Below are 26,554 nucleotides of genomic sequence, written 5' to 3' on the forward strand. Positions count from 1 at the left end.
CGGGCGGCGGCCCTCAGTCCGCCCGGCCCGTCACCGCCACCGTCACGCCGAGCCCGATCATGGTGAATCCGCCGGCGCCGCCGATCAGCGACAGCCGCCGGTCCGAACGCGCGAACCAGGTGCGGGTCGCGGACGCGGTCAGGCCCCACAGGGTGTCCGTGACCAGGCCGATCATGATCGGGATCAGGCCCAGCACCAGCATCTGGAGGGGTACCTGACCGGCCGACTGGTCCACGAACTGGGGGAGTACGGCGGCGAAGAACACGATCCCCTTGGGATTGGTGACGCCGACCAGGGCGCCGTCGAGGACCGTCCGCAGGTCGCCGCGGGCCGCGGGCGCCGAGGCGGGATCGGCCGCCGTCACCCGCAGTTCCTTGCGGTGCCGGAACGCCTGGACGCCCAGGAAAACGAGGTAGGCCGCGCCCGCCAGCTTCACTGCGAGGTAGATCGCCGCGGACCGCTCCACGAGCGAGCCGATGCCCACCGCGACCGCGATCACCAGCGCGTACGAACCGAAGACGTTGCCGATGGCCGTCGCCACCGCGGTGCGGCGGCCGTGGGCCAGTGCCCGTCCGATGACGAACAGCACGCTGGGGCCCGGGATCAGGACCACCAGTAGCGACATCGCCGCGAAGGCCAGCAGCCGGTCGGCGGACACCATGTCGATCACCTCCGTACGATCCCGGCCATTCAACCCCGCGGCGGGCGGACATGGATAGGGGGCGTTGCGGGCCGCTCGTGGAGGCCCGCAACGCCCCCTGGTCTCTCACCCGAGGTGTGCTCGGGGGACCTTCTGGACGACGTTTCCGGTCAGGACGCGACCTGCTCGGTCACCTCGTCCGAGAACGTGGTCAGCCGGGTGTAGACACCCGGGTAACCGGCCTGGGCGCAGCCCTCGCCCCAGGAAGTGATCCCTGCCAGGACGCCCCCGATGAGCAGGGGACCGCCGCTGTCGCCCTGGCAGGTGTCGACGCCACCGGAGGTGTATCCGGCGCAGACCATGTCGGACGCGATGAAGTCCGAACCGTAGGAGCTGGAACAGCTCGAGTTGGCCACCGTCGGGACGGTCGCCGTGCGCAACTGGTTGGAGGAGCTGCCGTTCGAGGAGGTGGTGCCCCAGCCGAGGATGCGGGCGGTGGTGCCGGCGGCGTACACGCCCGTGTCCGAGGAGTCGACGTACGAGGCCGGGGTGTACGGCATCGACGTGGACAGGGTCAGCACGGCCACGTCGTTGCCCTCGGTGACGTCCTGGTAGTCCGGGTGGATCCAGATGTCGCTGACCCGGCTGACCGTGCCGTTCGTGCCGTTGAGGTAGGTGCGTCCGCCGACCACCCGGACACTGCTGTTGCTCTCCCCGACCATGCAGTGGGCCGCGGTGACGACCTTGGTGGCCGAGACCAGCGTGCCGCCGCAGAACTGGCTCTGCGAGGCGTCGGTGATCTGCATCATGAACGGGTACGTGCTGGTCGTGGTCGTCGAACCGCCGACGATGCGCGAATCGGCGGCCTCAGCGGTGGGGGCGCTGAGCAGGGCTGCCGCCGCGGCGGCGACGGTGGCCGCCACGGCGGCCGTCTTTCTGGCACGGGTGAGCCCGAACATGAGACTCCTCAAGGGGGATTGCCGGTGGGGGGTCGCGCGGGTGTGGGGGGTTGCACGGGGGCCGCGGGACCGAACCCCGTGTGCCCGGGCGAGCGGCACACCCATAAGGTAGGTCCCGGAAGTTCCCCTTCCCAATGAGGGAACCCCCTAAGGGAGTTGGGCAGGGAAAACCCTCGGTCGTGTAGCGCTAAACCTGCTTCGACCGACAAGGACGGGTGAACTCACCTCGTGCGGCCCCGCACTCACGTGGTCCGACGCCCCGCCGCGAGTCTGACGATGTCGACCCGCGATCGGATCCCGAGCTTGCGGTAGACACGGGTCAGGGTCGCCTCGACCGTCTTGACGCTGATGAACAGCCGCGCGGCGATCTCCCGGTTCGTCGCGCCCTCCATGACCAGCGCGGCGACCTGACGCTCCATCGAGGCGAGCCCGTCCAGCCCGTCGAGGCCGTCCGGCGTGACGACGGGAGCGGGAGCCGGCTCCACGGTACCCACCGCGGCCGCCGCCTCGACCCTCTGCAGCCACGGCAGCGCCCGGCAGCGGCGGAACAGCCGGGCCGGCTCGTCGTACGACGTCGGACCCGAGGCACCGGAACGCAGTTGGGCCAGCGCGAAGGCGGCCCGCGCCTCCTCCAGGCCGTAACCCAGCTTGCCCAGCCGGTCCTGCGCCGACGTCAACTGGGCGAGAGCGGCGTCCTGTTCGCCGCGTGCCGCGCGCACCAGCGCCTCGGCCCGGTCCAGCACGGCCAGTACGCTCTCGCGGTCCAGCCGCAGCGCCTGCTCGCGGGTGACGTCGATGACGTCCTGTGCCTCCGCGATCTCCCCGCCGCGCACCAGGGCCTCGGCGAGGTCGCCGTGCCAGCGGCCGCGCGCCGGATCGGTGATGCCGAGGCCCTGCTCCACCTCGCGCACCCGGCGCAGCGAACGCACCGCCGCCTCGGTGTCCCCGGCCACGAGCTGGGCGTGCCCGAGGGCGGCCAGGGCACGGGAGACGTACATCTGGTCGCCGTCCTCCTCGGCGTGCTCCATCGCCTCCCGGGCCAGCGTCAGCGCCCGCTCCGTCTCGCCGCCCGCCGCCTCCGCGAGCGAGGTCAGCACGGCGGAGGCGACCTCGCCGATCCCGGTGTCCCGGGCCAGGCGCAGGCTCTCGCGGGCGAGGTCCAGGGCGCGGCCGCAGTGGCCGGAGTGCAGCTCGGTCTCGGCGACCCCGCGCAGGAAGTGCACCTCGCTCTCGACCCAGCCGTGCCGGCGCACCTCGCGCAGCAGCGCGGTGACCGCCGCGCGGGCATCGGGCAGTTGGTCGCTCATGATCAGCCAGCGGAAGCGGGAGTAGCCGGCCCCGTTGTGATGGCAGGCCACCCTCGGGTCCTGGGGCTCCTCCAGGGCGCGCCGGATGGTCGCGGGGGCGTCCGGGTGGCCCATCAGCGTCTCGATCTGCGCCTTGAGGGCGAGTGCCAGGAGCTCGGTGTAGCGGTCCCCGGCCCGCGCGGCCAGCTCCGCCGCGTACCCGGCCTCCTCGCGGGCCTCGTCGAAGTCGCCCTCCACGAGCAGGGCGCGCCAGGTCAGTTGGTAGTGGACCAGCGCGAGCAGCTTCGGGTCCTCGCCGGCGTCGGCCAGCGCCTGCGGGAAGATCGAGTCGACCTCGGTCATGGCGTGGCCCGCCGTCTCGATCACCGCGATCCAGGCCCGCACCCGCTCCGCCGGCACGGCCGTGCGGGCGAGCACCTCACGGGCGATGTCCCGGGCGAGGTCCAGCTCGCCGGCGGTGATCGCGTCCTCGGTGGCGGCGAGCCGCAGGGTGTCCGGGCTCGGCGTGCCGTCCGCCGGGGTGTGCCGGGCGGCGAGCAGCGAGAGCTGCGCCGCCACCGAGGGCGCTCCCCGGTCCCGGGCCAGCGTCGCGGCCTCGGCCAGCCGGGCGGCGACCTCCGGGTCGGTGCCGGTGGTCGCGAGGGCCAGATGCCGGGCGCGTTCGATGGGGTCGGAGGCGGCCGTGGACAGCGCCGCGTGCGCTGCCCGGCGCTCCTGCGCGGGCGCCTCCGCGTACAGCGCGGCGGAGATCATCGGGTGCGCGAACCGGACGGCGGGGCCCTCGGGTTCGGTCGCCAGCAGCCCGAGTTCGGCGGCCTGGGCGGTCTCGGCCTCGGCGTTGTCCCGGCCGGCTGCGTGCAGCAGCGCCAGCGTGGGGCGGGCGCCCGCGCTCGCGACGAGGAGCGTGCGGCGGGCCTGGTCCGAGAGCATCTCCAGCCGGTTCAGCACCAGGGCGCGCAGCGAGGTGGGCACCGGCAGCGGCTCGCCGGGGCGGGGCGGAGTGGCGTTCTCGGCGAGGGCGCGGCCCAGTTCGAGGGCGAACAGGGCGTTGCCGCCGCTGGTGCGGTGGATGTCCCGGACGGTGGAGCGGGGCAGGCCGGTGTAGCCGCGGTGGTCGAGCAGGGCGGACATCTGGGCGCGGGACAGCGGGCCCAGCCGTACGGCGAGGGTGTCCGGCGGAGACGCGCGTAGATGGCGGTCGTACTCCTCGCCGTCGGTCCGCACCGCGAACAGCATCCGCACCGAAGTGTCGCCGAGGCGCCGCGCGGCGAAGCCGAGGAGTTCGGCGCTGGCCGGATCCAGCCATTGGAGGTCGTCGGCGACGACGAGGACGGGGCCGGTGTCGGCGAGGGCGCGCAGGGCGGACAGGACGGCCAGGCGCAGGGCGAGGCCGTCGCGCTGGAGGGTGGACTCACCGCGGCCGGTGAGCGCTGCCTCCAGGGCGGTGAGCTGGGCTGCGGGGAGCCGCTCGGAGACCTCGTCCAGGACCAGGCCGAGGAGGTCGGCCAGGGCCAGGAACGGAAGGTGGGATTCGGACTCGGTGGGCGAGCAGCGCAACACGGTGCGCGCCGTCCCGCCGTATTCGCCGGCCAATGCCCGCAGGATCGTCGACTTCCCAATTCCGGCAGGGCCGTGAAGCAGCACGCTGCCGCCCCGCGCGAGCTGCTCACGTGCCGCCGCGAACAGCTCTTCCCTGCCGATGACCTGGTCGGGGCGGCATCTGGCAGGCTCCTTGAAGTCCCGTCGCACGGTCACCGCTCCCCTCCGTGTGTCGTGTCCGGGCCAATATTAGGCAATAGGTCTTTGAAATTCGGACCGCTGGCAAGGTGAGCCAAATAACAACCGCGGAGCATGGGGAAATTCAAAGCGCGGATGAATGAATGAGGGGTTGTCGCGGTGGTCCGGACCACCACCGTGCTGGTCCGGACCAGGACCGCGCCGGGCGGGACCACCACCGCACGCACGGGGCTACGGCAACAGCCCCGCCCTGCGCGCCGCCGCCACCGCCTCACCCCGTGTGTGGGTGCCCAGCTTTCGCATGGCCGACCGCAGATAGCCCTTGACGGTCTCCGCGCGCAGCCCCAGCCGCTCGGCGGTGGCCGCGTTCGTGGCGCCGGCGGCCACACACGCCAGCACGTCCAGTTCACGCGGGGCGAGCTGCACGCCGTTCGGCGCGGGCCCCTCCGCCAGCAGGCCGCAGGCGTCCAGCAGTTCGGCGCGCAGGGCCGGGTCGCCGATGCGCGGGGCGAGCGCGCGCAGGGCCGCGTGCGCCTCGCGGACCTGCTCCCACACCGCACCGCGGTCGGGCGGCGCAAGCTGCGGCCGGGCCGCCTCCAGCAGCCCCCGCGCCTCCTCGCGCACCACCAGCGCCTGCTCGACGTCCCGGGCCGCCTCCACGGCCGCCGTCAGCGTGCGGTCGCCCAGCGGCTGGGCCGTGCGCAGGGCGCCGTACAGGACACCGCGCACCCGGCGCCGTACGACGACCGGGACCGCCACCACCGAGCACAGGCCCTCCATGGCGACCGCGGCGTCGTACTCGTGGGTGATCTGCCGTGAGGCGGAGTAGTCCGTGACGGCGCACGGGCGGGCCAGCGCCACGGCCTTGCCGCCGAGGCCGTTGCCGGCGGTCACCGCGAGTCTGCGCAGCGAGTCGGTGGCCGTGCCGTTCAGTTCGCTGATGCGCACCCGCGGGTGCCCCGGCTCAACCAGTCCGCCGAAGGCGACCGGCAGCCCGGTCGAGCGGCGCAGGCGCACCAGCGCACGCCCTATCTCCACCGATGCGGCCGCGTTCACTGCCACGTACTCGCCCTTTCACCGCTGCTTCCCGAGCGCACACCCCCGTTCGGGGGTAGTGAGACCCACGTCACGGATTACACGATGGCAGAGAGCCGCCCGGCAAGGTCCGGCAACTAGGAGGACAGATGACGACGGGGACGGAGTTGTTCCGCAGCGCGCGGGACTTCCTGTTGGCACACCGCGAGGACTACGCCACCGCCTACCAGGACTTCTCCTGGCCCCGGCCCGAGCGATTCAACTGGGCGCTGGACTGGTTCGACGTGATCGCGGACGGGAACGACCGCACCGCGCTGCACATCGTCGAGGAGGACGGCGCCGAGGTCCGGCTGTCCTTCGCCGAGATGGCCGAGCGCTCCGCCCGGGTCGCCAACTGGCTGCGGGAGCGCGGCGTCCGGCCCGAGGACCGTGTCCTCGTCATGCTCGGCAACCAGGCCGAGCTGTGGGAGACCGCCCTTGCCGCGATGAAGCTGGGCGCCGTCGTCATCCCGGCCACCCCGCTGCTCGGCCCGGCCGACCTGCGCGACCGGGTGGAGCGCGGACGCGTCCGGCATGTGCTGGTGCGGTCCGAGGACACCGGCAAGTTCGACGAGGTGCCCGGCCGCTACACGCGGATCAGCGTCGGCGGGGCGAGCGAGGGGTGGCAGACGTACGAGGACGCGTACGCCGCCTCCGCCGAGTTCACCCCCGACGGGCCCACCGGTGCCGACGACCCGCTGATGCTCTACTTCACCTCCGGCACCACCGCCCGCCCGAAGCTGGTCGAGCACACCCACACCTCGTACCCCATCGGGCATCTGGCCACCATGTACTGGATCGGCCTCAAGCCCGGCGACGTGCATCTGAACATCTCCTCGCCCGGCTGGGCCAAGCACGCCTGGTCCAACCTGTTCGCGCCGTGGAACGCCGAGGCGACCGTCTTCATCCACAACTACGCGCGCTTCGACGCGGTCCGGCTGATGGCGGAGATGGACCGGGCGGGCGTCACCACGTTCTGCGCCCCGCCGACCGTCTGGCGCATGCTCATCCAGGCCGACCTCGGCGCGCTGCGCACCCCGCCACGCGAGGTCGTCGCGGCGGGCGAGCCCCTGAACCCCGAGGTCATCGAGCAGGTCCGGCGCGCCTGGGGCGTGACCATCCGGGACGGCTTCGGGCAGACCGAGACCGCCGTCCAGGTCTCCAACAGCCCCGGCCAGCCCCTGAAGACCGGCTCCATGGGCCGGCCCAGCCCCGGCTTCCGCGTCGAACTCCTCGACCCGGTCTCCGGCGCACCCGGCGCCGACGAGGGCGAGATCGCCCTCGACCTGTCCGAGCGTCCCGTCGGCGTGATGACGGGCTACCACGGCGACGCCGACCGTACGGCGGAGGCGATGGCCGGCGGCTACTACCGCACCGGCGACATCGGCTCCCGGGACGCCGACGGCTACATCACCTACGTCGGCCGGGCCGACGACGTCTTCAAGGCGTCCGACTACAAGATCTCCCCGTTCGAGCTGGAGAGCGCCCTGCTGGAGCACGAGGCGGTGGCCGAGGCGGCCGTCGTGCCCGCGCCGGACGAGGTGCGGCTCGCGGTGCCGAAGGCGTACGTGGTCCTCGCGGAGGGCTGGGAGCCGGGCCCCGACACGGCCAAGGTGCTCTTCGAGCACTCCCGGGAGGTCCTCGCGCCGTACAAGCGGGTGCGCCGCCTGGAGTTCGCGCCGCTGCCCAAGACCGTCTCCGGCAAGATCCGCCGCATCGAGCTGCGCGAGGCCACGGCCGCCGGCTCGGACGCCGAGTACCGCGAGGAGGACTTCCGGTGACCGCCGAGTCGTCGTACACGCACGGGACGAGCGGGACGGTCCTGCTCGGGGACACCATCGGGGCCAACCTGGACCGGGCCGTCGCGGCCTGGCCGGACCGGGAGGCGCTGGTCGACGTGCCGTCCGGGCGGCGCTGGACCTACGCCGAGTTCGCCGCCGACGTCGACGAGCTGGCGTACGCGCTGCTCGCGAGCGGGATCGCCAAGGGTGACCGGGTGGGCATCTGGGCGGTCAACTGTCCCGAGTGGGTCCTGGTCCAGTACGCCACGGCCCGCATCGGCGCGATCATGGTGAACATCAACCCGGCCTACCGCACCCACGAGGTCGAGTACGTCCTCAACCAGGCCGGGATCTCGCTGCTGTTCGCCTCCCTCAGTCACAAGGCCAGCGACTACCGGGCGATGGTCGAGCAGGTGCGCGGCAAGTGCCCGGGGCTGCGGGAGACGGTGTACATCGGGGACCCGAGCTGGGAGGCGCTGATCGCGCGCGGGACGCCGGCCGAGTACCCGGAGCTGTCCTGCGACGACCCGATCAACATCCAGTACACCTCGGGCACGACGGGCTTCCCCAAAGGGGCCACCCTCTCCCACCACAACATCCTCAACAACGGCTATTTCGTGGGGGAGTTGATCGCGTACAGCGAGCAGGACCGGGTGTGCATCCCGGTGCCCTTCTACCACTGCTTCGGCATGGTGATGGGCAACCTCGCCGCCACCTCGCACGGCGCCTGCATGGTGATCCCCGCCCCCTCCTTCGACCCGAAGGCCACGCTGGAGGCCGTCCAGCGGGAGCGCTGCACCTCGCTGTACGGCGTCCCGACGATGTTCATCGCGGAGCTCAACCTCCCCGACTTCGCCTCGTACGACCTCTCCTCCCTGCGCACCGGCATCATGGCGGGCTCGCCCTGCCCGGTGGAGGTGATGAAGCGGGTGGTCGCCGAGATGCACATGGCGGAGGTCTCCATCTGCTACGGCATGACCGAGACGTCCCCGGTCTCGCTCCAGACCCGCAGGGACGACGACCTGGAACACCGCACCGGCACGGTCGGCCGGGTCCTGCCGCACATCGAGGTGAAGGTCGTCGACCCGGCGACCGGTGCGACCCGGCCGCGCGGCACGGCGGGCGAGCTGTGCACCCGCGGCTACAGCGTGATGCTCGGCTACTGGAACGAGCCCGAGAAGACCGCCGAGGCCGTCGACGCCGGGCGCTGGATGCACACCGGTGACCTCGCGATGATGCGGGAGGACGGCTACGTCGAGATCGTCGGCCGCATCAAGGACATGATCATCCGGGGCGGCGAGAACATCTACCCGCGCGAGATCGAGGAGTTCCTGTACGCCCACCCCAAGATCGCGGACGTCCAGGTCGTCGGGGTGCCGCACGAGCGGTACGGCGAGGAGGTCCTGGCGTGTGTCATCGCGCGCGACGCGGCCGACCCGCTGACGCTGGAGGAGCTGCGGGCCTTCTGCGAAGGGCAGCTCGCGCACTACAAGATCCCGAGCCGACTGCGCATCCTCGACGCCTTCCCGATGACGGTGTCCGGGAAGGTACGCAAGGTGGAGCTGCGCGAACGGTTCGCGGACGGTTCGTCAACGTCCTGAAGGGGCGCGGGGCTGTATCGATATGCGGCTCCGCCGCGTGGGCGCGACCGGCCACGACGGCGCCGCGGGCGAGCGATGACATTGCGCGGCACTTCCGGCGGAGCGCTCAGTCCCGCCGCATGCAAACCCGCGGCCATCGGTCCAGGCCGAGTTCCGCCTCGTGGGCGCGGATCTTGCGCAGACCCGGGGTGAGCTCGGCCTCCTCCAGAGTGCGGAAGCCCAGGCGCGTGTAGTACGGCGCGTTCCACGGGACCTCGGTGAAGGTGGTCAGGGTCAGTCCGGCCAGACCCTCCTCGCGTGCGCGGTCGGCGGCGTACGCGAGGAGCGCTCCGCCCACGCCCCGGCGGGCGGCGTCCGGGTGCACCGAGACCTGCTCGATGTGCAGGGCGCCGTCGACCGGCTCGCAGATCAGGTACGCGACCGGGCGGCCGTCGCCGTCGCAGGCGGCCCACGCCCGGCCCGCCCGGCGGTAACGCTCCAGGACCTCCCGTGCGGGCGGCTCGTCGTCGGCGACGGCCGCCATGCCGAGGTCGCGGAAGGCGGCGCCCGCGGCGCGTTCGATGTCCTGGAGGACCGGGAGCTCGTCGGACGTGGCGGGGCGGATGCGCATGCGCCGAGTCTCCGTCGCCGGCCGGGTCGGGGGCGAGCGGATTACCGGGGGCGGCGCGGTCAGTGGGCCCCGGTCGCGTCCAGCTCGTCGGCGAGGGTGTTGACCGGCTGGGGCGTGCCCGTGAGGTCCAGGACGAAGAGGGGGACGCCCAGGGAGTCGGCGCGGGCGCGGGCGTCGGGGGCGTAGCCGGACAGGGAGAAGTAGACGCAGGCCGCCGACTCCGTCATGGCCGTCAGCCACAGGCACTCCACGTCCCGCAGGGAGGCCGGCCGTACGGTCGGGTCGACTTGGGCGAGCAGGCCGTGCGCGGCGATGCCGATGCCGGACGTGGGGCGCTGGTCGGCGCGGCGGATGTCCCGGTAGCCGAGCCAGCGCAGATACACGGCGGCCGCGGTGACCGCGTCGCGGGCGGTGCGGATCGTGATGGGCTGGAAGGCGCGTCGCGGGGCGGGTGCCTCAGGTGGTTCCGTCTCCTCGCTTTCCGCGCTCGCCCGGGCCACCGGCACCCGCAGCAGGGTGCCGCAGGAGCAGCCGAGCTCCGGACGGGGCCACTCGCCCGCGCGGCCGCATGCCGTGCAGCGGACGCTGATCCATTCGTCGTCCCAGGCGCGATGCGTGACGGCCTTCGCGGTGCCGGCCGGGTCGAGCGGCGGCACGACGGGCGCCCCGCACTCACAGGGATAGGCGGGCGCCGCGTACAGATGCTCGCGCCGGCAGGCCGGGCAGCGCACCGACACGCTCTCGGACATGACCCACTCCAGGACGACCTCGCATCGGGACAGCGCACCCATCGTCCTCCAGGTGGCGCCCGGTTGTCCCCCTCTTGACGGTCTTCACCCGCCCGCCTACATTGCTTCCAGATAGCAGAAAAGAGTTTCCGCAATGTGGAAGTCGATGGAGTCGTCCATCGGAGTCCGCGAGCGGAATCGAATCGTCACGGAATTGCTCACCGCGGGGCGCGACGGGAGTGCGAATCCGACAGCCGAAGCAGGAGTACTCAATGGCACGTATGACCGCTGCCCGAGCGGCAGTCGAGATCCTCAAGCGCGAGGGCGTCAGCAACGCGTTCGGCGTGCCGGGCGCGGCGATCAACCCCTTCTACGCGGCGCTCAAGGCCTCCGGCGGCATCAGCCACACCCTCGCCCGCCATGTGGAGGGCGCCTCGCACATGGCGGAGGGCTACACCCGCACCCACCCGGGCAACATCGGCGTCTGCATCGGCACCTCCGGCCCGGCCGGCACCGACATGATCACCGGCCTGTACTCCGCGATCGGCGACTCCATCCCGATCCTGTGCATCACCGGCCAGGCCCCGACCGCGGTGATCCACAAAGAGGACTTCCAGGCCGTCGACATCGCCTCGATCGCGGCCCCGGTCACGAAAATGGCGGTGACCGTCCTGGAGGCCGCGCAGGTTCCCGGCGTCTTCCAGCAGGCGTTCCACCTGATGCGCTCGGGCCGCCCCGGCCCGGTCCTCATCGACCTGCCGATCGACGTCCAGCTCACCGAGATCGAGTTCGACCCGGAGACGTATGAGCCGCTCCAGGCGTACAAGCCGGCCGCGACCCGCGCCCAGATCGAGAAGGCGATCGGGCTGCTGAACGAATCCGAGCGGCCGCTGATCGTCGCCGGCGGCGGTGTCATCAACGCCGACGCCGCCGAACTCCTCGTCGAGTTCGCCGAGTTGACGGGCACCCCGGTCGTCCCGACCCTGATGGGCTGGGGCCTGCTGCCCGACGACCACGAGCTGAACGCCGGCATGGTGGGCCTGCAGACCTCGCACCGCTACGGCAACGCGACCTTCCTGGAGTCCGACTTCGTCCTCGGCATCGGCAACCGCTGGGCCAACCGCCACACCGGCAAGCTCGACGTCTACACGGCCGGCCGCAAGTTCGTCCACGTCGACATCGAGCCCACCCAGATCGGCAAGATCTTCGCCGCGGACTACGGCATCGCGTCCGACGCGAAGGCCGCCCTGGAGCTGTTCGTCGAGGTGGCACGGGAGTTGAAGGCGGCCGGCAGGCTGCCCGACCGCTCCGCGTGGGCCGCCTCCGCGCAGGAGCGGAAGGCGACCCTCCAGCGCCGTACGCACTTCGACGACATCCCGATCAAGCCGCAGCGCGTCTACGAGGAGATGAACAAGGCCTTCGGCCCGGAGACCCGGTACGTCTCCACCATCGGCCTCTCGCAGATCGCCGGCGCCCAGATGCTGCACGTCTTCAAGCCGCGGCACTGGATCAACTGCGGCCAGGCGGGCCCCCTCGGCTGGACCATCCCGGCCGCGCTGGGCGTCGCCAAGGCCGACCCGGAGGCGCAGGTCGTCGCCCTGTCCGGGGACTACGACTTCCAGTTCATGATCGAGGAACTGGCGGTCGGCGCCCAGCACAGGATCCCCTACGTCCACGTCCTGGTGAACAACTCCTACCTGGGCCTGATCCGTCAGGCGCAGCGGGCGTTCGAGATCGACTTCCAGGTCAACCTGGAGTTCGAGAACATCAACTCGCCCGAGCTGGGCGTCTACGGCGTCGACCACGTCAAGGTCGCCGAGGGCCTCGGCTGCAAGGCGATCCGGGTGACCGACCCGGCCGACCTGGGTGCGGCCTTCGAGCAGGCGAAGAAGCTCGCCGCCGAGTTCCAGGTCCCGGTGGTCGTCGAGGCCATCCTGGAGCGGGTCACCAACATCTCCATGTCGACGACCAACGACATCGGCAACGTCGTCGAGTTCGAGGAGATCGCGACCGAGCCGGGCCATGCGCCGACGTCGATCAAGACGCTGAAGGTCTGACGCGTCCAGCGAGTCCGCACTGCGAGGGGCGGCCCAACCGAAAGGTTGGGCCGCCCCTTTCCGTGTGCCCCCGTCGAGGCCCGCCGCCCCCGTGCCGGCGGGCCCCGTGTGAGGAGAATGTGCCCGCGGCGGGGGGCGGTTGAAGCCTCCCGGCGCCTGTTCAGAGGTTGATCTGAGGATTCCGTAGCCGAGGTACGTCCGAAGGCGTACGCGGCCGTCTATTCCTCGTGGTGCTGTTCCTCGTGGTGTTCCGACAGCCCCGGCCAGTCGTCGGGGCCGCCGCCCTGCCAGTCGATGAAGTCGCTCTCCGCCACATCGGTGACGTACAGATCGGCGAGCCGCAGGATCTCGCCGACATCGTCGACATGCGTGGCGATTCCCAGTGTCGTGTCGCCCTCGGTGACCCGCCGGGACCCGTCCAGGGCCGGAGGGTGCACCACGACGTGCGGTTGCTCCGTCGGATGTGCTGCCATGCCTTCAGACTCCTGCGAAAGGGCCGCTCGCGCACCCCGGACGCCGAAGAGCGCCGGGTACGGGACCGTCCGTACCCGGCGCTCTTCAGCCGGTGAGGTATTCGGTTGTGGCCGTCCGACGGTGCGAGGCTGGGCGCGACAGGACGTTCGCGCCGCCGGACGGGGTCTGGAGGGCTTGGGACCGCGGCGGCAGCGACGGAACCGGTCTCCTTCCCTCTGGTCGAAGAAGGAGGCCGGACCTTCACCACCGCACTGGCTCGCACGCCGCCGCGGTCCTCGCGTTGCCCGCGCCCGTCGCCTGCGACCACCCCTCATCCGGGTCGCTCGGCGTCGTGTGCGGGCGGTGCGTCCGTCTCATGACCTCCCGTCAGGAGCCGGACGCAGTCTGGGGGTTCTCAGTCCTCGCGCAGGGCGCGGACCGCCTCCTCCACGCGCTTGCCGTACTCGGGGTCGGCGGCGTGGAAGTGGGCCAGGTTCTTCTCGATCACGTCGTCGCGGGAGACCTGGGACAGGCCGCCGGCGATGTTCGCGATCAGACGGGACTTCTCCTCGGCGGACATCAGCCGGTACAGCTCGCCGGCCTGGAAGAAGGCGTCGTCCTTGGTGTGCAGCGGAGCCTCGTGGGTGCCGGTCCAGCCGGTCACCGCCAGCGGCGCCGACAGCGGGCGGCCGGTCTCCACCGGGCCGTCGTAGGAGTTCGGCTCGTAGTTCTTCGCCCCGCGGCCCTGGGAGTTGGCCGCCATGAGGCCGTCGCGGCCGTAGTTCTGCGCGGTCGTCGCCTTCGGGGCGTTCACCGCGAGCTGGGTGTGGTTGACGCCCAGGCGGTAGCGGTGGGCGTCCGCGTAGGCGAAGAGACGGCCCTGGAGCATCTTGTCGGGGGAGGGACCGATGCCGGGGACGAAGTTGTTCGGGGAGAACGCGGCCTGCTCGACCTCCGCGAAGACGTTGTCCGGGTTGCGGTCGAGGACCAGCCGGCCCACGCGCCGGAGCGGGTAGTCCTTGTGCGGCCAGACCTTGGTCAGGTCGAACGGGTTGAAGCGGTAGTCGGCCGCCTCGGCCGCCGGCATGAGCTGGACGTACAGGGTCCAGGACGGGTGCACGCCCCGCTCGATGGCCTGGAGCAGGTCCGTCTGGTGCGAGCCCGGGTCCTTGCCCGCGAGCTCGGCGGCCTGCTCACTGCTCAGGCAGCGGATGCCCTGGTTGGTCTTGAAGTGGTACTTGACGAAGAAGGCCTCGCCGTCGGCGTTCGTCCACTGGTAGGTGTGCGAGCCGTAGCCGTTCATGTGGCGGTACGACGCCGGGATGCCGCGGTCGCCCATCAGCCACGTCACCTGGTGCGTGGCCTCGGGAGCGTGCGCCCAGAAGTCCCAGACGTTGTCCGGCTCCTGCTTGCCGGTGAACGGGTCGCGCTTTTGCGAGTGGATGAAGTCGGGGAACTTGATCGGGTCCTTGATGAAGAACACCGGGGTGTTGTTGCCGACGAGGTCGTAATTGCCCTGCTCCGTATAGAACTTGAGGGCGAAGCCGCGCGGGTCGCGCACCGCGTCCGCGCCGCCGAGGCTGTCGGCGACCGTCGAGAAGCGCAGGAACACCTCGGTCCGCTTGCCCACCTCGCTCAGGAAGTCGGCGTGGGTGAAGCCGGTGACGTCGTCGGTCACCTCGAAGTGGCCGTACGCCCCGGAACCCCGGGCGTGCACCACGCGCTCCGGGATGCGCTCGCGGTTGAAGCGCGCCAGCTTCTCCAGCAGGTGCTGGTCCTGGAGGAGGAGCGGGCCGCCGACGCCGGCGGAGGCTGAGTTCTGGTTGTCGGCGACCGGGGCGCCGGCCTCGGTCGTGAGCACGCGCTTCGACATCGGGGACCTTCCGTGCGAGTGTCAGCGGAAAGCTGTTTCCGCTTCGTGGAGCCTAGAAGTGGGGCGATCTGAGCGTCAACAGTTTGTTGAATCAAATCAACGGTTTGTTGAAGAGGATTCCGGGCCGCGGCGCCGCCTGGGCGCGACAGGACAGGTGTCAGCGGCGCCACGGCCCGGAAGTCTGGGAAGGGTCCGGCTCAGACCTGGGCGCCGGACAGCCGCTCCACGGCCCGCAGCAGGGCCGAGTGGTCCAGGCCGCCGTCGCCCTGCGCCCGCAGGGACGCGACCAACTGGGCGACCACGGCGCCGACCGGCAGGGCGGCGCCGACGTTGCGGGCGGCGTCCGTGACGATGCCCATGTCCTTGTGGTGCAGGTCGATACGGAAGCCCGGCTTGAAGTCGCGGCTGAGGAAGTTGTCCTTCTTCCGCGTCAGCACGGTCGAGCCAGCCAGGCCGCCGTTGAGGACGTCCAGGGCCGCCGTCAGGTCCACGCCGGACTTCTCCAGGAAGACCACGGCCTCGGCGCACGCCTGGATGTTCACGGCGACGATGAGCTGGTTGGCCGCCTTCACGGTCTGGCCCGAGCCGTGCGGACCGCACAGCACGATGGTCTTGCCCAGCGCCTCGAGAATCGGCTTCGCGGTGTCGAAGTCGGCCTGCTCGCCGCCCACCATGATCGACAGCACGGCCTCGATCGCGCCGGCCTCACCGCCGGACACCGGGGCGTCCAGCACGCGTATGTCCTTGTCCTTGGCCGCCTTCGCCAGGTCGACCGAGGTCTGCGGGGTGATCGAGGACATGTCGATCAGCAGCGCGCCGGACCTCGCGTTCTCCAGGATGCCGTCGGGGCCGTAGGCGATGGCCTCGACGTGCGGGGAGGCCGGGACCATCGTGATGACGACGTCGGCGTCCCGCACGGCCTCGGCGATCGAGGCGGCGGCCGTGCCGCCGGCGGCGGCGAGGCGGTCCAGCTTGTCCTGCTCCAGGGTGAAGCCGGTGACCTGGTAACCCGCCTTGATCAGGTTCTCGGACATGGGGGAGCCCATGATGCCGAGGCCGATCCAGGCAATCGCCGGGCGGGTCGGGTGGGAAGAAGCTGCGAGGTTGCTCATGATGGGGGTACCTCTCTGAACTGCTGTGGTACGTCTACGAATTGGCGCCGGTCGGCGAAATCCGGCCCGTCCGGCGTTTGAGGGCGAGGCCCGTTCAGGGCCGAAGAGGGGGTCCGGGGGCGGCAGCCCCCCGGGGTCGGTCCCGTCAGCGGGCGGCGCGTGCCTCCGACGGCAGCCAGTCGAAGGCCTCGGCGCTCGGGCGGTCGCCCGGCTTGTACTCGAGGCCGACCCAGCCGTCGTATCCCGCCTTCCCGAGCTGGTCGAGCAGCTCCTCCAGCGGCAGCGTCCCCGTGCCCGGAGCACCGCGGCCCGGGTTGTCGGCGATCTGGACGTGACCGGTCTTCGCCGCGTACTGCTCGATCACCGCCGGCAGGTCCTCGCCGTTCATGGACAGGTGGTAGAGGTCCATGAGGAAGCGGGCGTTGCCGAGCCCCGTGGCCTCGTTGACCCGGTCGACGACGCTCACCGCGGCCGGCGCGCTGACCAGCGGGTACAGCGGCGACTCGGGCTTGTTGAGGGCCTCGATCAGCAGGATCGCGCCGATCCGGTCGGCGGCCCGGGCCGCGAGGGCGAGGTTCTCCAGCGCGAGCGCGTCCTGCTCGGCCGGGTCCACCCCCTCGACGCGGTTGCCGTACAGGGCGTTGAGCGCCGTGCAGCCGAGCGAGGCCGCGAAGTCGGCCGCCACGTCGATGTTGGCGCGGAACCTCTCCGACTCCTCGCCCGGGACCGACAGGGCGCCGCGGTCGGGGCCGGGCAGTTGGCCGGCGTAGAAGTTCAGGCCGGTGAGCTGGACCCCTGCGTCCTCGATCGCCTGCTTCAGGGCGTCGAGCTCGGAGCGCTCGGGGGTGGGGGAGTCGACCCAGGGCCACCACAGCTCGACCGCCGTGAAGCCGGCCGCGGCGGCGGCCGCGGGGCGCTCCACGAGCGGGAGTTCCGTGAAGAGGATCGACAGGTTGACGTTGAAGCGCTGCTCTGCGAATCCCATGGGGGTCGGCGCTCCCTTCCGTGTCGAGATTCCGTATTGCGGAAGTTTGTTTCTGCTTAATGGAAGATTGCCGTTCGCGCCCGTGGCTTGTCAAGAGGAGAGACAGGCGAAAACGCCGGCCTCGGGCAGTGAGCGCGGGTGCACGGGGAGCGCTGACCTGCTGTGACTTCCCCCACCCACCCTTGCCGGGGCGGGGAAGGCTTACCTACGTTCGGTCGCATGTCCTCCCACGGCCCCGCACCCGTCGAGTTCTCCGTCGACCTGAGCGCGCACGAGATGCTCCGGCGGGCCCACGTCCTGGACGCCCTCGGCCCCGACTGGGACCCCGTCGCCGCCCTGCGCGGCGAGGAGGAGGCGTACGAGCTGCTGTACTCCGGCCTCGACGCGGACCAGCAGCGGGTCTACGACGAGCTGGTCGCGGCCGGCGTGCTCCCGCCGCGAGGAGACGGGCATGCTGCCCCGTGACCCGCAGGCGGACATCGGGCGCCGCGCCTGGGTGGCCTGCCCGAACTGCGACGACCGCCGCGGCTGCGACGACTGCGAACAGCAGCGCACCTGCTCCCGGCACTGGCGCTATCTGCTCTCCAGCACCGGCAGCCTGCTGCACCTCCAGTGCCGCTCCTGCACCCATGTCTTCACCCACGAGACCGGGTTCGGCGCGACGCGCTCCCTGTGGCAGCGCATGACCCGCGCCTGGTGAACCGGTCGGCGTTCCGGCCCGCGAGCAGCGCATGACCCGCGCTGCGGCGACACCGGCCGACACCCCGCCGTGCGCGTTCGGACTATGTCACCGTCTGTCATTCGGATGACCCCACCGTCTGTCACCGCGCAGGACGGGCCGGCGTGACCGAGGATCGCGGTCGGCGGCCACCCCCGGCCGCCGGTCGTCCGCCCGGAGGCAGCCGTGCAGATCCTGCTCGTCGCCAGCGCGTTCAACAGCCTCACCCAGCGCGTCCACGCCGAGCTGCGCGACCGGGGCCACAAGGTGGCGGTGGAACTCGCACTGCCGGACCGCTCCCTCACCGACGCCGTACGGCGCCACGCACCGCAGCTCGTCGTGGCGCCGATGCTGAAGACGGCGATCCCCGAGGAGGTGTGGGCGGCGTACACCTGCCTGGTGGTCCACCCCGGGCCGCTCGGCGACCGCGGCCCGTCCTCCCTGGACTGGGCGATCCACGAGGGCGCCGAACGCTGGGGCGTCACGGTCCTTCAGGCCGCCGCGGAGATGGACGCGGGCGACGTGTGGGCCTCGGTGCCCTGCCGGGTGCCCGCGGTGGCCAAGAGCGACCTGTACCGGGGTGAGGTCGCCGACGCCGCGCTCACCGCCGTCCTCCTCGCCGTCGAGCGCTTCGCGGGCGGCACCCACGTCCCGGCCGTACAGGACGAGGCGGGTCTGGCGGGCGCTCCCGTGCGGGTCCGGCCGTACCTCGACCAGAGCGTCCGGCGCATCGACTGGGCAGCCGACTCCACCGAGGCCGTCGTGCGCAAGCTGCGGGCCGCCGACTCGCAGCCCGGCGTGCTGGACGTGCTGCTCGGCGGTGAGTGGTACCTGCACGGCGGCCACCCCGAGAGCGCCCTGCGGGGCCGCCCCGGCGAGCTCCTGGCCACCCGCGCCGGAGCGATCTGCCGGGCCACCACCGACGGCGCCGTGTGGATCCCCGAACTGCGGCCCCGCCGCCTGCCCGGGCAGCCGCCCACCCTCAAACTCCCCGCCGTGCGGGCCCTGGGCGACCGGCTGCCGCCCCTGCCGGAACACGCACCGCCCCCGCTGCCCGACGCGCGTGAGCGCACCTGGACGGACATCCGCTACCGGGAGGACGGCGCCACCGGCTTCCTGACGTTCTCCTTCCCGGGCGGCGCCATGAGCACCGAGCAGTGCCGGCGCCTCCTGCACGCCTACCGGGAGGCGTGCACCCGGCCCACCTCGGTCCTTGTGCTGGGCGGGGAACGGGACTTCTTCTCCAACGGGATCCACCTGGGCGTCATCGAGGCCGCCACCGACCCCGCCGCCGAGTCCTGGGCGAACATCAACGCCATCGACGACCTCGTGGAGGCGGTCCTGACCACCACCGACCGGCTCGTGGTCGCGGCCGTCGCGGGCAACGCCGCCGCGGGCGGCGCGATGCTCGCCCTGGCGGCCGACGAGGTGTGGTGCCGCTACGGCACCGTGCTGAACCCGCACTACCGCCTTATGGGCCTGTACGGCTCGGAGTACTGGACCTACACGCTGCCCCGCAGGGTGGGCCCGGCCCTGGCCGAACGGCTCATGCGGGAGGCGCTGCCCGTGAGCGCGGCGAGCGCCCTGCGGCTCGGACTCGCCGACCGGGTGATCGACTGCGGCCCCGGCGACTTCGCCCGGGAGACCGCCACCCTGGCCGCGCACCTCGCGGCACTGCCGGCGACCGCCTCCCGGATCGCCGCGAAGAAGGCGGAGCTGGACCGGTGCGAGGCCACCACTCCGCTCGCCGCCTTCCGTGAACGGGAGCTGGCCCGCATGCGCCGGACCTTCGACGACCCGGACGCCCCCTATCACGCCCTGCGCCGAGCGTTCGTCCACAAGCTCCGTCCCCGGTGCACCCCGGAGCACCTCACCTCGCCCCCGGTTGCGTGAAGCGGTCCCGCCACCAGTGCCGTCGGCGTCACGCGAATGGCCCACGGTGTGTTTCACCCCGGCCGGACCGCTGATACCAAGAATCCGACAGACCGAAATGCGGTTCTTCATCCCTTACCTCCCCTGGAGGCGGTCCCATGACTGAGGCGACGCCGGACACGGTCGGCGCGGCGGACACCACAGGCGCGCCCGCCGACGAGACACCCACGATCCACATCCTCTGGATCAACGCGGGCCTGAGCTGCGACGGCGACTCGGTGGCACTGACCGCGGCCATGCAGCCGAGCATCGAGGAGATCGTCCTCGGCGTGCTGCCGGGGCTGCCGAAGATCCAGGTGCACTGGCCGCTCATCGACTTCGAATGCGGTCCCGTAGGCGGCGCGGACACCTTCATCGAGTGGTTCTTCAAGGGCGAGCGCGGCGAGATCGACCCGTTCGTGCTGGTCGTCGAGGGGTCCATCCCCAACGAGGCGATCAAGCCCGAGGGCTACTGGTGCGGCTTCGGCGACGACCCCGAGACCGGCCAGCCGATCACCACCAGCGAGTGGATCGACCGGCTCGCACCGAAGGCCCTGGCCGTGGTCGCCATCGGCACCTGTGCCACGTACGGCGGCATCCACGCGATGGCCGGCAACCCGACCGGCGCGATGGGTGTCCCGGACTACCTCGGCTGGGACTGGAAGTCCCAGGCCGGCATCCCCATCGTGTGTGTCCCCGGCTGCCCGATCCAGCCCGACAACTTCGCCGAGACGCTGACCTACCTGCTCTACCAGGCCACCGGCGCCGCCCCGATGATCCCGCTGGACGACAAGCTGCGTCCGACCTGGCTGTTCGGGGCCACCGTGCACGAGGGCTGCGACCGGGCCGGCTACTACGAGCAGGGCGAGTTCGCCGAGTCGTACGACTCACCGAAGTGCCTGGTCAAGATCGGCTGCTGGGGCCCGGTCGTGAAGTGCAACGTCCCCAAGCGCGGCTGGATGAACGGCATCGGCGGCTGCCCGAACGTCGGCGGCATCTGCATCGCCTGCACCATGCCGGGCTTCCCCGACAAGTTCATGCCGTTCATGGACGAACCCCCCGGCGCCAGGCTGTCCGTCTCGGGCAGTTCCGTCTACGGCGCCGTGGTCCGCAAGCTGCGGCACGTCACGGGCAGGACGGTGGACAAGGAGCCCAAGTGGCGCCGTACCGGAGAGAAGATCGCCACCGGATACCGGCCCCCGTGGTGACACTTCGCCACCCCTGATCCGCCTCTGCTTCGTGCACCACCCGACACACGAGACCCGAACCTCCCGCGCAACGAAGGGCACGGCAAACGACGATGGCAGCGAAGACGAAGGCGGCCGGCGACGGCAGCGGCCTGGTGGAGATGTCCTGGGATCCCATCACCCGGATCGTGGGCAGCCTGGGCATCCACACGAAGATCGACTTCAAGCAGAAGCGGGTCGCCGAGTGCTACAGCACCTCGTCCGTCTTCCGCGGCTACAGCGTCTTCATGCGTGGCAAGGACCCCCGCGACGCCCACTTCATCACCAGCCGCATCTGCGGGATCTGCGGCGACAACCACGCCACCTGCTCGGTGTACGCGCAGAACATGGCGTACGGCGTGAAGCCCCCGCACCTCGGTGAGTGGATCATCAACCTCGGCGAGTCCGCGGAGTACATGTTCGACCACAACATCTTCCAGGAGAACCTGGTCGGGGTCGACTACTGCGAGAAGATGGTCCGCGAGACCAACCCCGGCGTCCTCGAACTCGCCGAGCGCACCGAGGCCCCACACGCGGCCGAGCACGGCTACCGCACCATCGCCGACATCATGCGCTCGCTGAACCCGCTGGAGGGCGAGTTCTACCGCGAGGCACTCCAAGTCAGCCGCTACACCCGGGAGATGTTCTGCCTGATGGAGGGGCGCCATGTGCACCCCTCCACGCTCTACCCGGGCGGCGTCGGCACGGTCGCCTCCGTGCAGCTCTTCACCGACTACATGAGCCGCCTCATGCGGTACGTGGAGTTCATGAAGCGGGTCGTGCCCCTGCACGACGACCTGTTCGACTTCTTCTACGAGGCCCTGCCCGGCTACGAGGAGGTCGGCCGCCGCCGCGTCATGCTCGGCTGCTGGGGCGCCCTCAACGACCCCGAGTACTGCGACTTCACCTACGCCAACATGACGGACTGGGGCCGGCGGATGTTCGTCACGCCCGGTGTCGTCGTCGACGGCAAGCTGGTCACCAACGACCTCACCGAGATCAACCTCGGCATCCGGATCCTGCTCGGCAGCTCCTACTACGAGGACTGGGAGGGCCAGGAGCAGTTCGTCAGCCACGACCCGCTCGGCAACCCGGTCGACCCGCGCCACCCGTGGAACCAGCACACCATCCCCGCCCCGCAGAAGCGGGACTTCGACGACAAATATAGCTGGGTGATGTCCCCGCGCTGGTTCGACGGCAAGGACCACCTCGCCCTCGACACCGGCGGCGGCCCCATCGCCCGCCTGTGGTCCACGGCCCTGTCCGGACTCGTCGACATCGGGTACGTCAAGGCCACCGGCCACAGCGTGGTCATCAACCTGCCCCGCACGATGACCAAGCCGGAGACCACCTTCGAGTGGAAGATCCCGCAGTGGTCCAACGCGCTCGAACGCAACCGCGCGCGCACCTACTTCCAGGCGTACGCCGCCGCCGTCGCCCTGCACTGCGCCGAGAAGGGCCTCGAGGAGGTCCGGGCCGGACGCACCCAGACCTGGGAGAAGTTCGAGGTCCCGGACCAGGCCATCGGCTGCGGCTTCACCGAGGCCGTCCGCGGTGTCCTCTCCCACCACATGGTGATCCGCGACGGCAAGATCGCCAACTACCACCCGTACCCGCCCACCCCGTGGAACGCCAGCGTCCGCGACAGCTACGGCACTCCGGGCCCGTACGAGGACGCCGTGCAGAACACCCCGATCTTCGAGGAGAACTCCCCGGAGAACTTCAAGGGCATCGACATCATGCGCACCGTCCGCAGCTTCGACCCCTGTCTGCCCTGCGGCGTCCACATGTACGTCGGCGGCGGCAAGACCGTGAAGAGCATGCACGTCCCCACCGGCCTGAGCGGGCTGGGCGGATGAGCGCGACGACGACGGCGCGGCCGGCGAGCGCGGAGGAGACCGGCCGCCGCATCGAGGAGATCCTCGACCGGCTGAGCGCGAGCGGCGAGCCGGCGGGTGCCGCCGCGGCCGAGGAACTCGTGAGGTGCCTCATGGACTTCTACGGCTCCGGACTGGCCCGCGTCCTGCACCTGCTGTCGGACGCGCCCGGCGATCCGCTGCCCCGGCTCCTCGGCGACGAACTCGTCGCGAGCCTGCTGGTCCTGCACGACCTGCACCCCGAGGACCGCGACACCCGCATCGGCCGGGCCCTGGACAGCGTGCGGCAGCACGACCTGGACGTGGCGGGCTTCGACGAGGAGACGGGCACCCTGCGGCTGCGGGCGGCCGCGAGCGGCGGCTGCGGTTGTGGCTCCGGCACCGGCGCCCGGGAGGCCGCCGAGGCGGCGCTCGCCTGCTTCGCGCCGGAGGTCACGGCCGTCGAGGTGGAGTCGGCGCCCGCCCTGTTGCAGATCGGGACGAAGGCCCGGTGACCGCGGCCACGATCGGCCTGCGGAGGTTCCTGACCGAGCGTCCGCCGCAACCCGAGCGATGCGAGCTGTGCGCGGCCGAGGTGCCGGAGGACCACCGCCACCTGGTCGACACCGAACAACGCGCCCTGGTCTGCGCCTGCACCGCCTGCGCGCTGCTCATGCAGCAACCCGGCGCCGCCGCGGGCCGCTTCCGCGCGGTCCCGGCCCGCTACCTCACCGACCCCGGGCACCGCCTCGACGCGCGGGCGTGGGAGGCGCTGCGGATCCCGGTCGGCGTCGTCTTCTTCTTCCGCAACGCCGCGCTCGACCGGCTCGTCGCCCTCTACCCCAGCCCGGCCGGCGCCACCGAGAGCGAACTCGAACCGGCCGCCTTCGAGGAGGTCCTCGGCGGCAGCCGGCTCGCCGCACTCCTCGAACCCGACGTGGAGGCGCTGCTGCTGCGCCGCCACGACGACGCCTTCGAGTGCCACCTCGTCCCGATCGACGTCTGCTACGAACTCGTCGGCCGGATGCGGCTGTTGTGGCAGGGGTTCGACGGAGGCGCGGAGGCGCGGGCCGCGCTGGACGCCTTCTTCGGCGACGTCCGCAGTCGCGTCCGGCCCCTGGACGAGGCGGAGCGCACGTGACCGAGTTCTCGTTCGCCTGTGTCGGCGTGCGCGCCGACCGGTACGCCGCCGGCCCCACCCTCGTCTTCCGGCTGCGGGTCACCGCCTCCGGCGACACCCCCGTGCACGCCATCGCCCTGCGCTGCCAGATCCGCATCGAGCCCGCCCGCCGCGGTTACGCGCCCGCCGAGGCCGACGGGCTCACCGACCTGTTCGGCGAGCGCGCCCGCTGGGGCAGCACGCTCCAGCCGGTGCAGTTCGCGCAGGTCCCGCTGATGGTCTCCGCGTTCACCGGCGAGACCGAGACCGACCTCGTCGTGCCCTGCACCTACGACATGGACATCGCCGCGACCCGCTACCTGGACGCCCTCACCGACGGCGAGGTCCCGCTGCTGATGCTGTTCTCCGGCACGGCGTTCACCGGCACCGGGGGCTTCCGGGTGGAGCCCGTCCCGTGGGACCGCGAGGCGTCGTTCAGGATGCCGGTCGCCACCTGGCGGGAGATGGTCGAGCAGCACTTCCCCGGCTGCGGCTGGATCCGGCTGCCCGGCGACACCATGGACGCCCTCCTCGCCTACCGCTCCCGGCACGCGCTGCCGTCCTGGGAGGCGACGCTGAAGGCGCTGCTCGCCTCCGCCGAACCGCCGGCGAACGACCCGCTGCGCACGCTCACCGGCACCACCGGAAGGACCCGGCCGTGACCGCCCCCGCGTTCGCCCCCGAGACCGAGGAACGCCTCGCCCTCGCCCGGCAGGTGGCCGACGCCGTGCTCTTCGAGGGCTATGTGCTCTATCCGTACCGCGCCTCGGCGGCCAAGAACCGGCTGCGCTGGCAGTTCGGAGTCCTGGTGCCGCCCGCCTGGGGCGCGGAGCGCGAGGAGCACGAGTTCCAGCACACCGAGTGCCTGATGGAGCCGAGAGCGGGCGCGACCCTCGCGGTCGAGGTCCGCTTCCTGCACGCCCGCCGCCGCACCGTGCAACGCGCCCTGCCCGACGGCGGCTTCGAGACCGTACCCGAACTCCACCTCGACGACCGGGTACTGGTGCCCTGGGACGAAGGGGCCGAGGAACGCGTCGCGTTGGTCGCATCGGTCGAACAACTGACGGGCGACGGGATCGAGTTCCCCTTCCGCAAGCCCGCCGTCGAGGACACCGAGCCCGTCCTCGACGCGACGGGCCGGACCGTCGGCCGGCTGATCCGGCGCAGCGCCGAGGTCACCGGGGTGGTGCGGCTGTCCGCGAGCGAACTCGACGGGCCCTACCGGGTGTCGCGGCTCACCGCCGTCGTGGAGAACACCACCCCGTGGACGCCGCCGGAGGGCCACGCCGCCGACCGGGACGCTGCGCTGCCGCACTCCCTCGTGGCCACGCACCTCCTCATGGCCCTGAGCGCCGGCTCGTTCCTGTCGATGACCGATCCCCCCGAGTGGGCCAAGGGCGCGGTCGCCGCCTGCCGCAATCTGCACACCTGGCCCGTGCTCGCCGGTGAACCCGGCCGGGCGGACCTCGTGCTGTCCTCGCCGATCATCCTGGAGGACCACCCGGCCATCGCCCCCGAGAGCCTGGGCGCCCTCTACGACGCCACCGAGATCGACGAGATCCTCGCCCTGCGCACCGCCGCCCTCACCGACGCGGAGAAACGCGAGGCCCGCGGCACCGACGCACGGGCCGCCGCGGTCATCGACCTCGCGGACTCGATGCCGGCCGAGGTGCTGGAACGCCTGCACGGCGCGGTACGCGGCCTGCGCGAGATCACCGGCGAGCCCGACGGCTTCCCCGACGAGTTCGGCGTGACCCGCCCCGAAACCCCCTGGTGGGACCCGGCGAGCGATGCGGGCTTCGACCCCGAGCTGGACCGGGTCATGGTCGACGGCCGGCCCGTCGGCAAGGGCAGCCGCGTCGAACTGCGCCCCGGCCTGCGGCACACCGACGCCCAGGACCTGTTCCTCCACGGCCGCACCGCGACCGTCGAGGCGGTGCTGCACGACGTCGACGGCGCGGTGCACCTCGCGGTGACGGTCGACGGCGACCCCGGCGCCGACATCCGCCGCGAGCAGGGCCGCTTCCTGTACTTCCAGCCGGACGAGGTCGTCGCGAGGGAGGATCCCCGATGACACGCACGCTCGTGGCCGGCATCGGCAACATCTTCCTCGGCGACGACGGCTTCGGCGTGGAGACCGCACGCCGGCTCGCCGAACGGCCGCTGCCGGGACACGTCGAGGTGGTCGACATCGGCGTACGCGGGGTGCACCTCGCCTACCAGCTCCTGGACGGCTACGACACCCTCGTCCTCGTCGACGCCACAGCGCGCGGCGAGGCACCCGGCACGCTGTACGTCATCGAGCACGACGGCGCCGGCGGCGCCGGCGACGCCGTCCCCGCGATCGATGGCCACCGCATGACGCCCGACGCGGTCCTCGCGCTGCTGGACACCCTCTGCGCCGGCACCGGCGGACAGCCGCCGGGGCGCGTCCTGGTCGTCGGCTGCGAACCGGCCTCCACCGAAGAGGGCATGGGTCTCAGTCCGCAGGTGTCCGACGCCGTACCCCAGGCCGTGCGCCTGATCGAAGAGTTGCTGGAAGGCGGGACGCCGGCCTCCGCAGGGGCCCCGACCGCCGAAGCTTCCACAGGAGGAGAGACGGGATGAAGAAGATCCTCGCCGTCGGGGCCGCAGGCGCCGCGCTGGCCGCCGCGGCCGCCGTCGCCACACAGGTGCTGCCCGACATCCGGCGCTACCTCCGGATCCGCCGGATGTGAACCCACGCCCTCAGGGTGACCGCCGGGTGCGCCGCCGTCTTGCGTCGAAC

Annotated in this window: 24 protein-coding genes; 14 read left to right on the top strand and 10 right to left on the bottom strand. The window is 71.7% G+C overall.

Annotated elements, in window-relative coordinates:
• Positions 1-13: 13 nt before the first annotated feature.
• The 4 genes from ACZ69Q_RS02415 to ACZ69Q_RS02430 form a co-directional block, all read right to left on the bottom strand.
• A complete protein-coding gene (locus ACZ69Q_RS02415; RefSeq protein ID WP_471040006.1) occupies positions 14-661 on the bottom strand; it encodes a LysE family translocator in 648 nt (215 codons plus the stop codon).
• 149 nt (positions 662-810) lie between these two features.
• Positions 811-1,599, bottom strand: a complete 789-nt coding sequence (locus ACZ69Q_RS02420) for a S1 family peptidase (RefSeq protein WP_471034914.1) — start codon at positions 1,597-1,599, stop codon at positions 811-813.
• Positions 1,600-1,841: 242 nt separating this feature from the next.
• Complete coding sequence (locus ACZ69Q_RS02425; protein WP_471034916.1) at positions 1,842-4,661, bottom strand: ATP-binding protein; 2,820 nt, start codon at positions 4,659-4,661, stop codon at positions 1,842-1,844.
• Between the two features lie 213 nt (positions 4,662-4,874).
• On the bottom strand, positions 4,875-5,699 hold the full coding sequence (locus ACZ69Q_RS02430) for a helix-turn-helix transcriptional regulator (protein ID WP_471040009.1): 825 nt from the start codon (positions 5,697-5,699) through the stop codon (positions 4,875-4,877).
• A 128-nt stretch (positions 5,700-5,827) separates the two neighbouring features.
• Here ACZ69Q_RS02430 and ACZ69Q_RS02435 point away from each other — a divergent pair, with 128 nt between their 5' ends.
• On the top strand, positions 5,828-7,498 hold the full coding sequence (locus tag ACZ69Q_RS02435) for an AMP-binding protein (protein WP_471034920.1): 1,671 nt from the start codon (positions 5,828-5,830) through the stop codon (positions 7,496-7,498).
• Positions 7,495-9,099 carry an AMP-binding protein gene (locus ACZ69Q_RS02440; protein ID WP_471034922.1) on the top strand — a complete coding sequence of 535 codons (1,605 nt, stop codon included), beginning with the start codon at positions 7,495-7,497 and terminating at the stop codon, positions 9,097-9,099. The genes ACZ69Q_RS02435 and ACZ69Q_RS02440 overlap by 4 nt, the downstream gene beginning before the upstream one ends.
• 106 nt (positions 9,100-9,205) lie before the next feature.
• Here ACZ69Q_RS02440 and ACZ69Q_RS02445 read toward each other — a convergent pair whose 3' ends face one another.
• On the bottom strand, positions 9,206-9,709 hold the full coding sequence (locus ACZ69Q_RS02445; protein WP_471034925.1) for a GNAT family N-acetyltransferase: 504 nt from the start codon (positions 9,707-9,709) through the stop codon (positions 9,206-9,208).
• 59 nt (positions 9,710-9,768) lie between these two features.
• Positions 9,769-10,458 carry a hypothetical protein gene (locus ACZ69Q_RS02450; RefSeq protein ID WP_471034929.1) on the bottom strand — a complete coding sequence of 230 codons (690 nt, stop codon included), beginning with the start codon at positions 10,456-10,458 and terminating at the stop codon, positions 9,769-9,771.
• A 251-nt stretch (positions 10,459-10,709) separates the two neighbouring features.
• Here ACZ69Q_RS02450 and gcl point away from each other — a divergent pair, with 251 nt between their 5' ends.
• Positions 10,710-12,494, top strand: coding sequence for a glyoxylate carboligase (gene gcl, locus ACZ69Q_RS02455; protein ID WP_471034932.1), 1,785 nt, complete (start codon positions 10,710-10,712; stop codon positions 12,492-12,494).
• 218 nt (positions 12,495-12,712) lie between these two features.
• On the opposite strand, the gene ACZ69Q_RS02460 is transcribed toward gcl, so the two are convergent.
• The 4 genes from ACZ69Q_RS02460 to ACZ69Q_RS02475 form a co-directional block, all read right to left on the bottom strand.
• Positions 12,713-12,967, bottom strand: a complete 255-nt coding sequence (locus ACZ69Q_RS02460) for a hypothetical protein (protein WP_471034937.1) — start codon at positions 12,965-12,967, stop codon at positions 12,713-12,715.
• Positions 12,968-13,362: 395 nt separating this feature from the next.
• Entirely contained in the window at positions 13,363-14,820 is a 1,458-nt protein-coding gene (locus tag ACZ69Q_RS02465; protein WP_471034941.1) for a catalase, read from the bottom strand.
• Between the two features lie 197 nt (positions 14,821-15,017).
• Positions 15,018-15,932, bottom strand: coding sequence for a 2-hydroxy-3-oxopropionate reductase (locus tag ACZ69Q_RS02470; RefSeq protein ID WP_471034946.1), 915 nt, complete (start codon positions 15,930-15,932; stop codon positions 15,018-15,020).
• A gap of 145 nt (positions 15,933-16,077) precedes the next feature.
• Positions 16,078-16,917, bottom strand: a complete 840-nt coding sequence (locus ACZ69Q_RS02475) for a TIM barrel protein (protein ID WP_471034952.1) — start codon at positions 16,915-16,917, stop codon at positions 16,078-16,080.
• A gap of 219 nt (positions 16,918-17,136) precedes the next feature.
• On the opposite strand from ACZ69Q_RS02475, the gene ACZ69Q_RS02480 reads away from it, so the two are divergent.
• The 11 genes from ACZ69Q_RS02480 (at position 17,137) to ACZ69Q_RS02530 (ending at position 26,504) form a co-directional block, all read left to right on the top strand.
• Entirely contained in the window at positions 17,137-17,382 is a 246-nt protein-coding gene (locus tag ACZ69Q_RS02480; RefSeq protein ID WP_471034956.1) for a DUF6400 family protein, read from the top strand.
• A complete protein-coding gene (locus tag ACZ69Q_RS02485) occupies positions 17,369-17,617 on the top strand; it encodes a hypothetical protein (RefSeq protein WP_471034961.1) in 249 nt (82 codons plus the stop codon). Before ACZ69Q_RS02480 ends, ACZ69Q_RS02485 begins: the two co-directional genes overlap by 14 nt.
• Before the next feature lie 204 nt (positions 17,618-17,821).
• Positions 17,822-19,528 carry an enoyl-CoA hydratase-related protein gene (locus ACZ69Q_RS02490; RefSeq protein ID WP_471034965.1) on the top strand — a complete coding sequence of 569 codons (1,707 nt, stop codon included), beginning with the start codon at positions 17,822-17,824 and terminating at the stop codon, positions 19,526-19,528.
• Positions 19,529-19,665: 137 nt separating this feature from the next.
• The gene (locus tag ACZ69Q_RS02495) at positions 19,666-20,754 is read left to right on the top strand and encodes an NADH-quinone oxidoreductase subunit B family protein (protein ID WP_471034969.1); all 1,089 of its coding nucleotides are present in this window, start codon (positions 19,666-19,668) and stop codon (positions 20,752-20,754) included.
• A gap of 92 nt (positions 20,755-20,846) precedes the next feature.
• Positions 20,847-22,631 carry a nickel-dependent hydrogenase large subunit gene (locus tag ACZ69Q_RS02500; protein WP_471034973.1) on the top strand — a complete coding sequence of 595 codons (1,785 nt, stop codon included), beginning with the start codon at positions 20,847-20,849 and terminating at the stop codon, positions 22,629-22,631.
• Entirely contained in the window at positions 22,628-23,143 is a 516-nt protein-coding gene (locus tag ACZ69Q_RS02505; protein ID WP_471034977.1) for a hypothetical protein, read from the top strand. The genes ACZ69Q_RS02500 and ACZ69Q_RS02505 overlap by 4 nt, the downstream gene beginning before the upstream one ends.
• Positions 23,140-23,769: a DUF5947 family protein gene (locus ACZ69Q_RS02510; protein WP_471034981.1), complete on the top strand. Its 630-nt coding sequence runs from the start codon at positions 23,140-23,142 to the stop codon at positions 23,767-23,769. Before ACZ69Q_RS02505 ends, ACZ69Q_RS02510 begins: the two co-directional genes overlap by 4 nt.
• Positions 23,766-24,449, top strand: a complete 684-nt coding sequence (locus ACZ69Q_RS02515; RefSeq protein WP_471034985.1) for a DUF6084 family protein — start codon at positions 23,766-23,768, stop codon at positions 24,447-24,449. The genes ACZ69Q_RS02510 and ACZ69Q_RS02515 overlap by 4 nt, the downstream gene beginning before the upstream one ends.
• On the top strand, positions 24,446-25,861 hold the full coding sequence (locus tag ACZ69Q_RS02520) for a hypothetical protein (RefSeq protein WP_471034988.1): 1,416 nt from the start codon (positions 24,446-24,448) through the stop codon (positions 25,859-25,861). The genes ACZ69Q_RS02515 and ACZ69Q_RS02520 overlap by 4 nt, the downstream gene beginning before the upstream one ends.
• Entirely contained in the window at positions 25,858-26,394 is a 537-nt protein-coding gene (locus ACZ69Q_RS02525) for a hydrogenase maturation protease (protein ID WP_471034991.1), read from the top strand. Before ACZ69Q_RS02520 ends, ACZ69Q_RS02525 begins: the two co-directional genes overlap by 4 nt.
• Entirely contained in the window at positions 26,391-26,504 is a 114-nt protein-coding gene (locus tag ACZ69Q_RS02530) for a DUF6893 family small protein (RefSeq protein ID WP_471034994.1), read from the top strand. The genes ACZ69Q_RS02525 and ACZ69Q_RS02530 overlap by 4 nt, the downstream gene beginning before the upstream one ends.
• The last annotated feature ends 50 nt before the right edge of the window (positions 26,505-26,554 follow it).

The sequence above is a fragment of the Streptomyces sp. NPDC036764 genome, assembly GCF_055609385.1.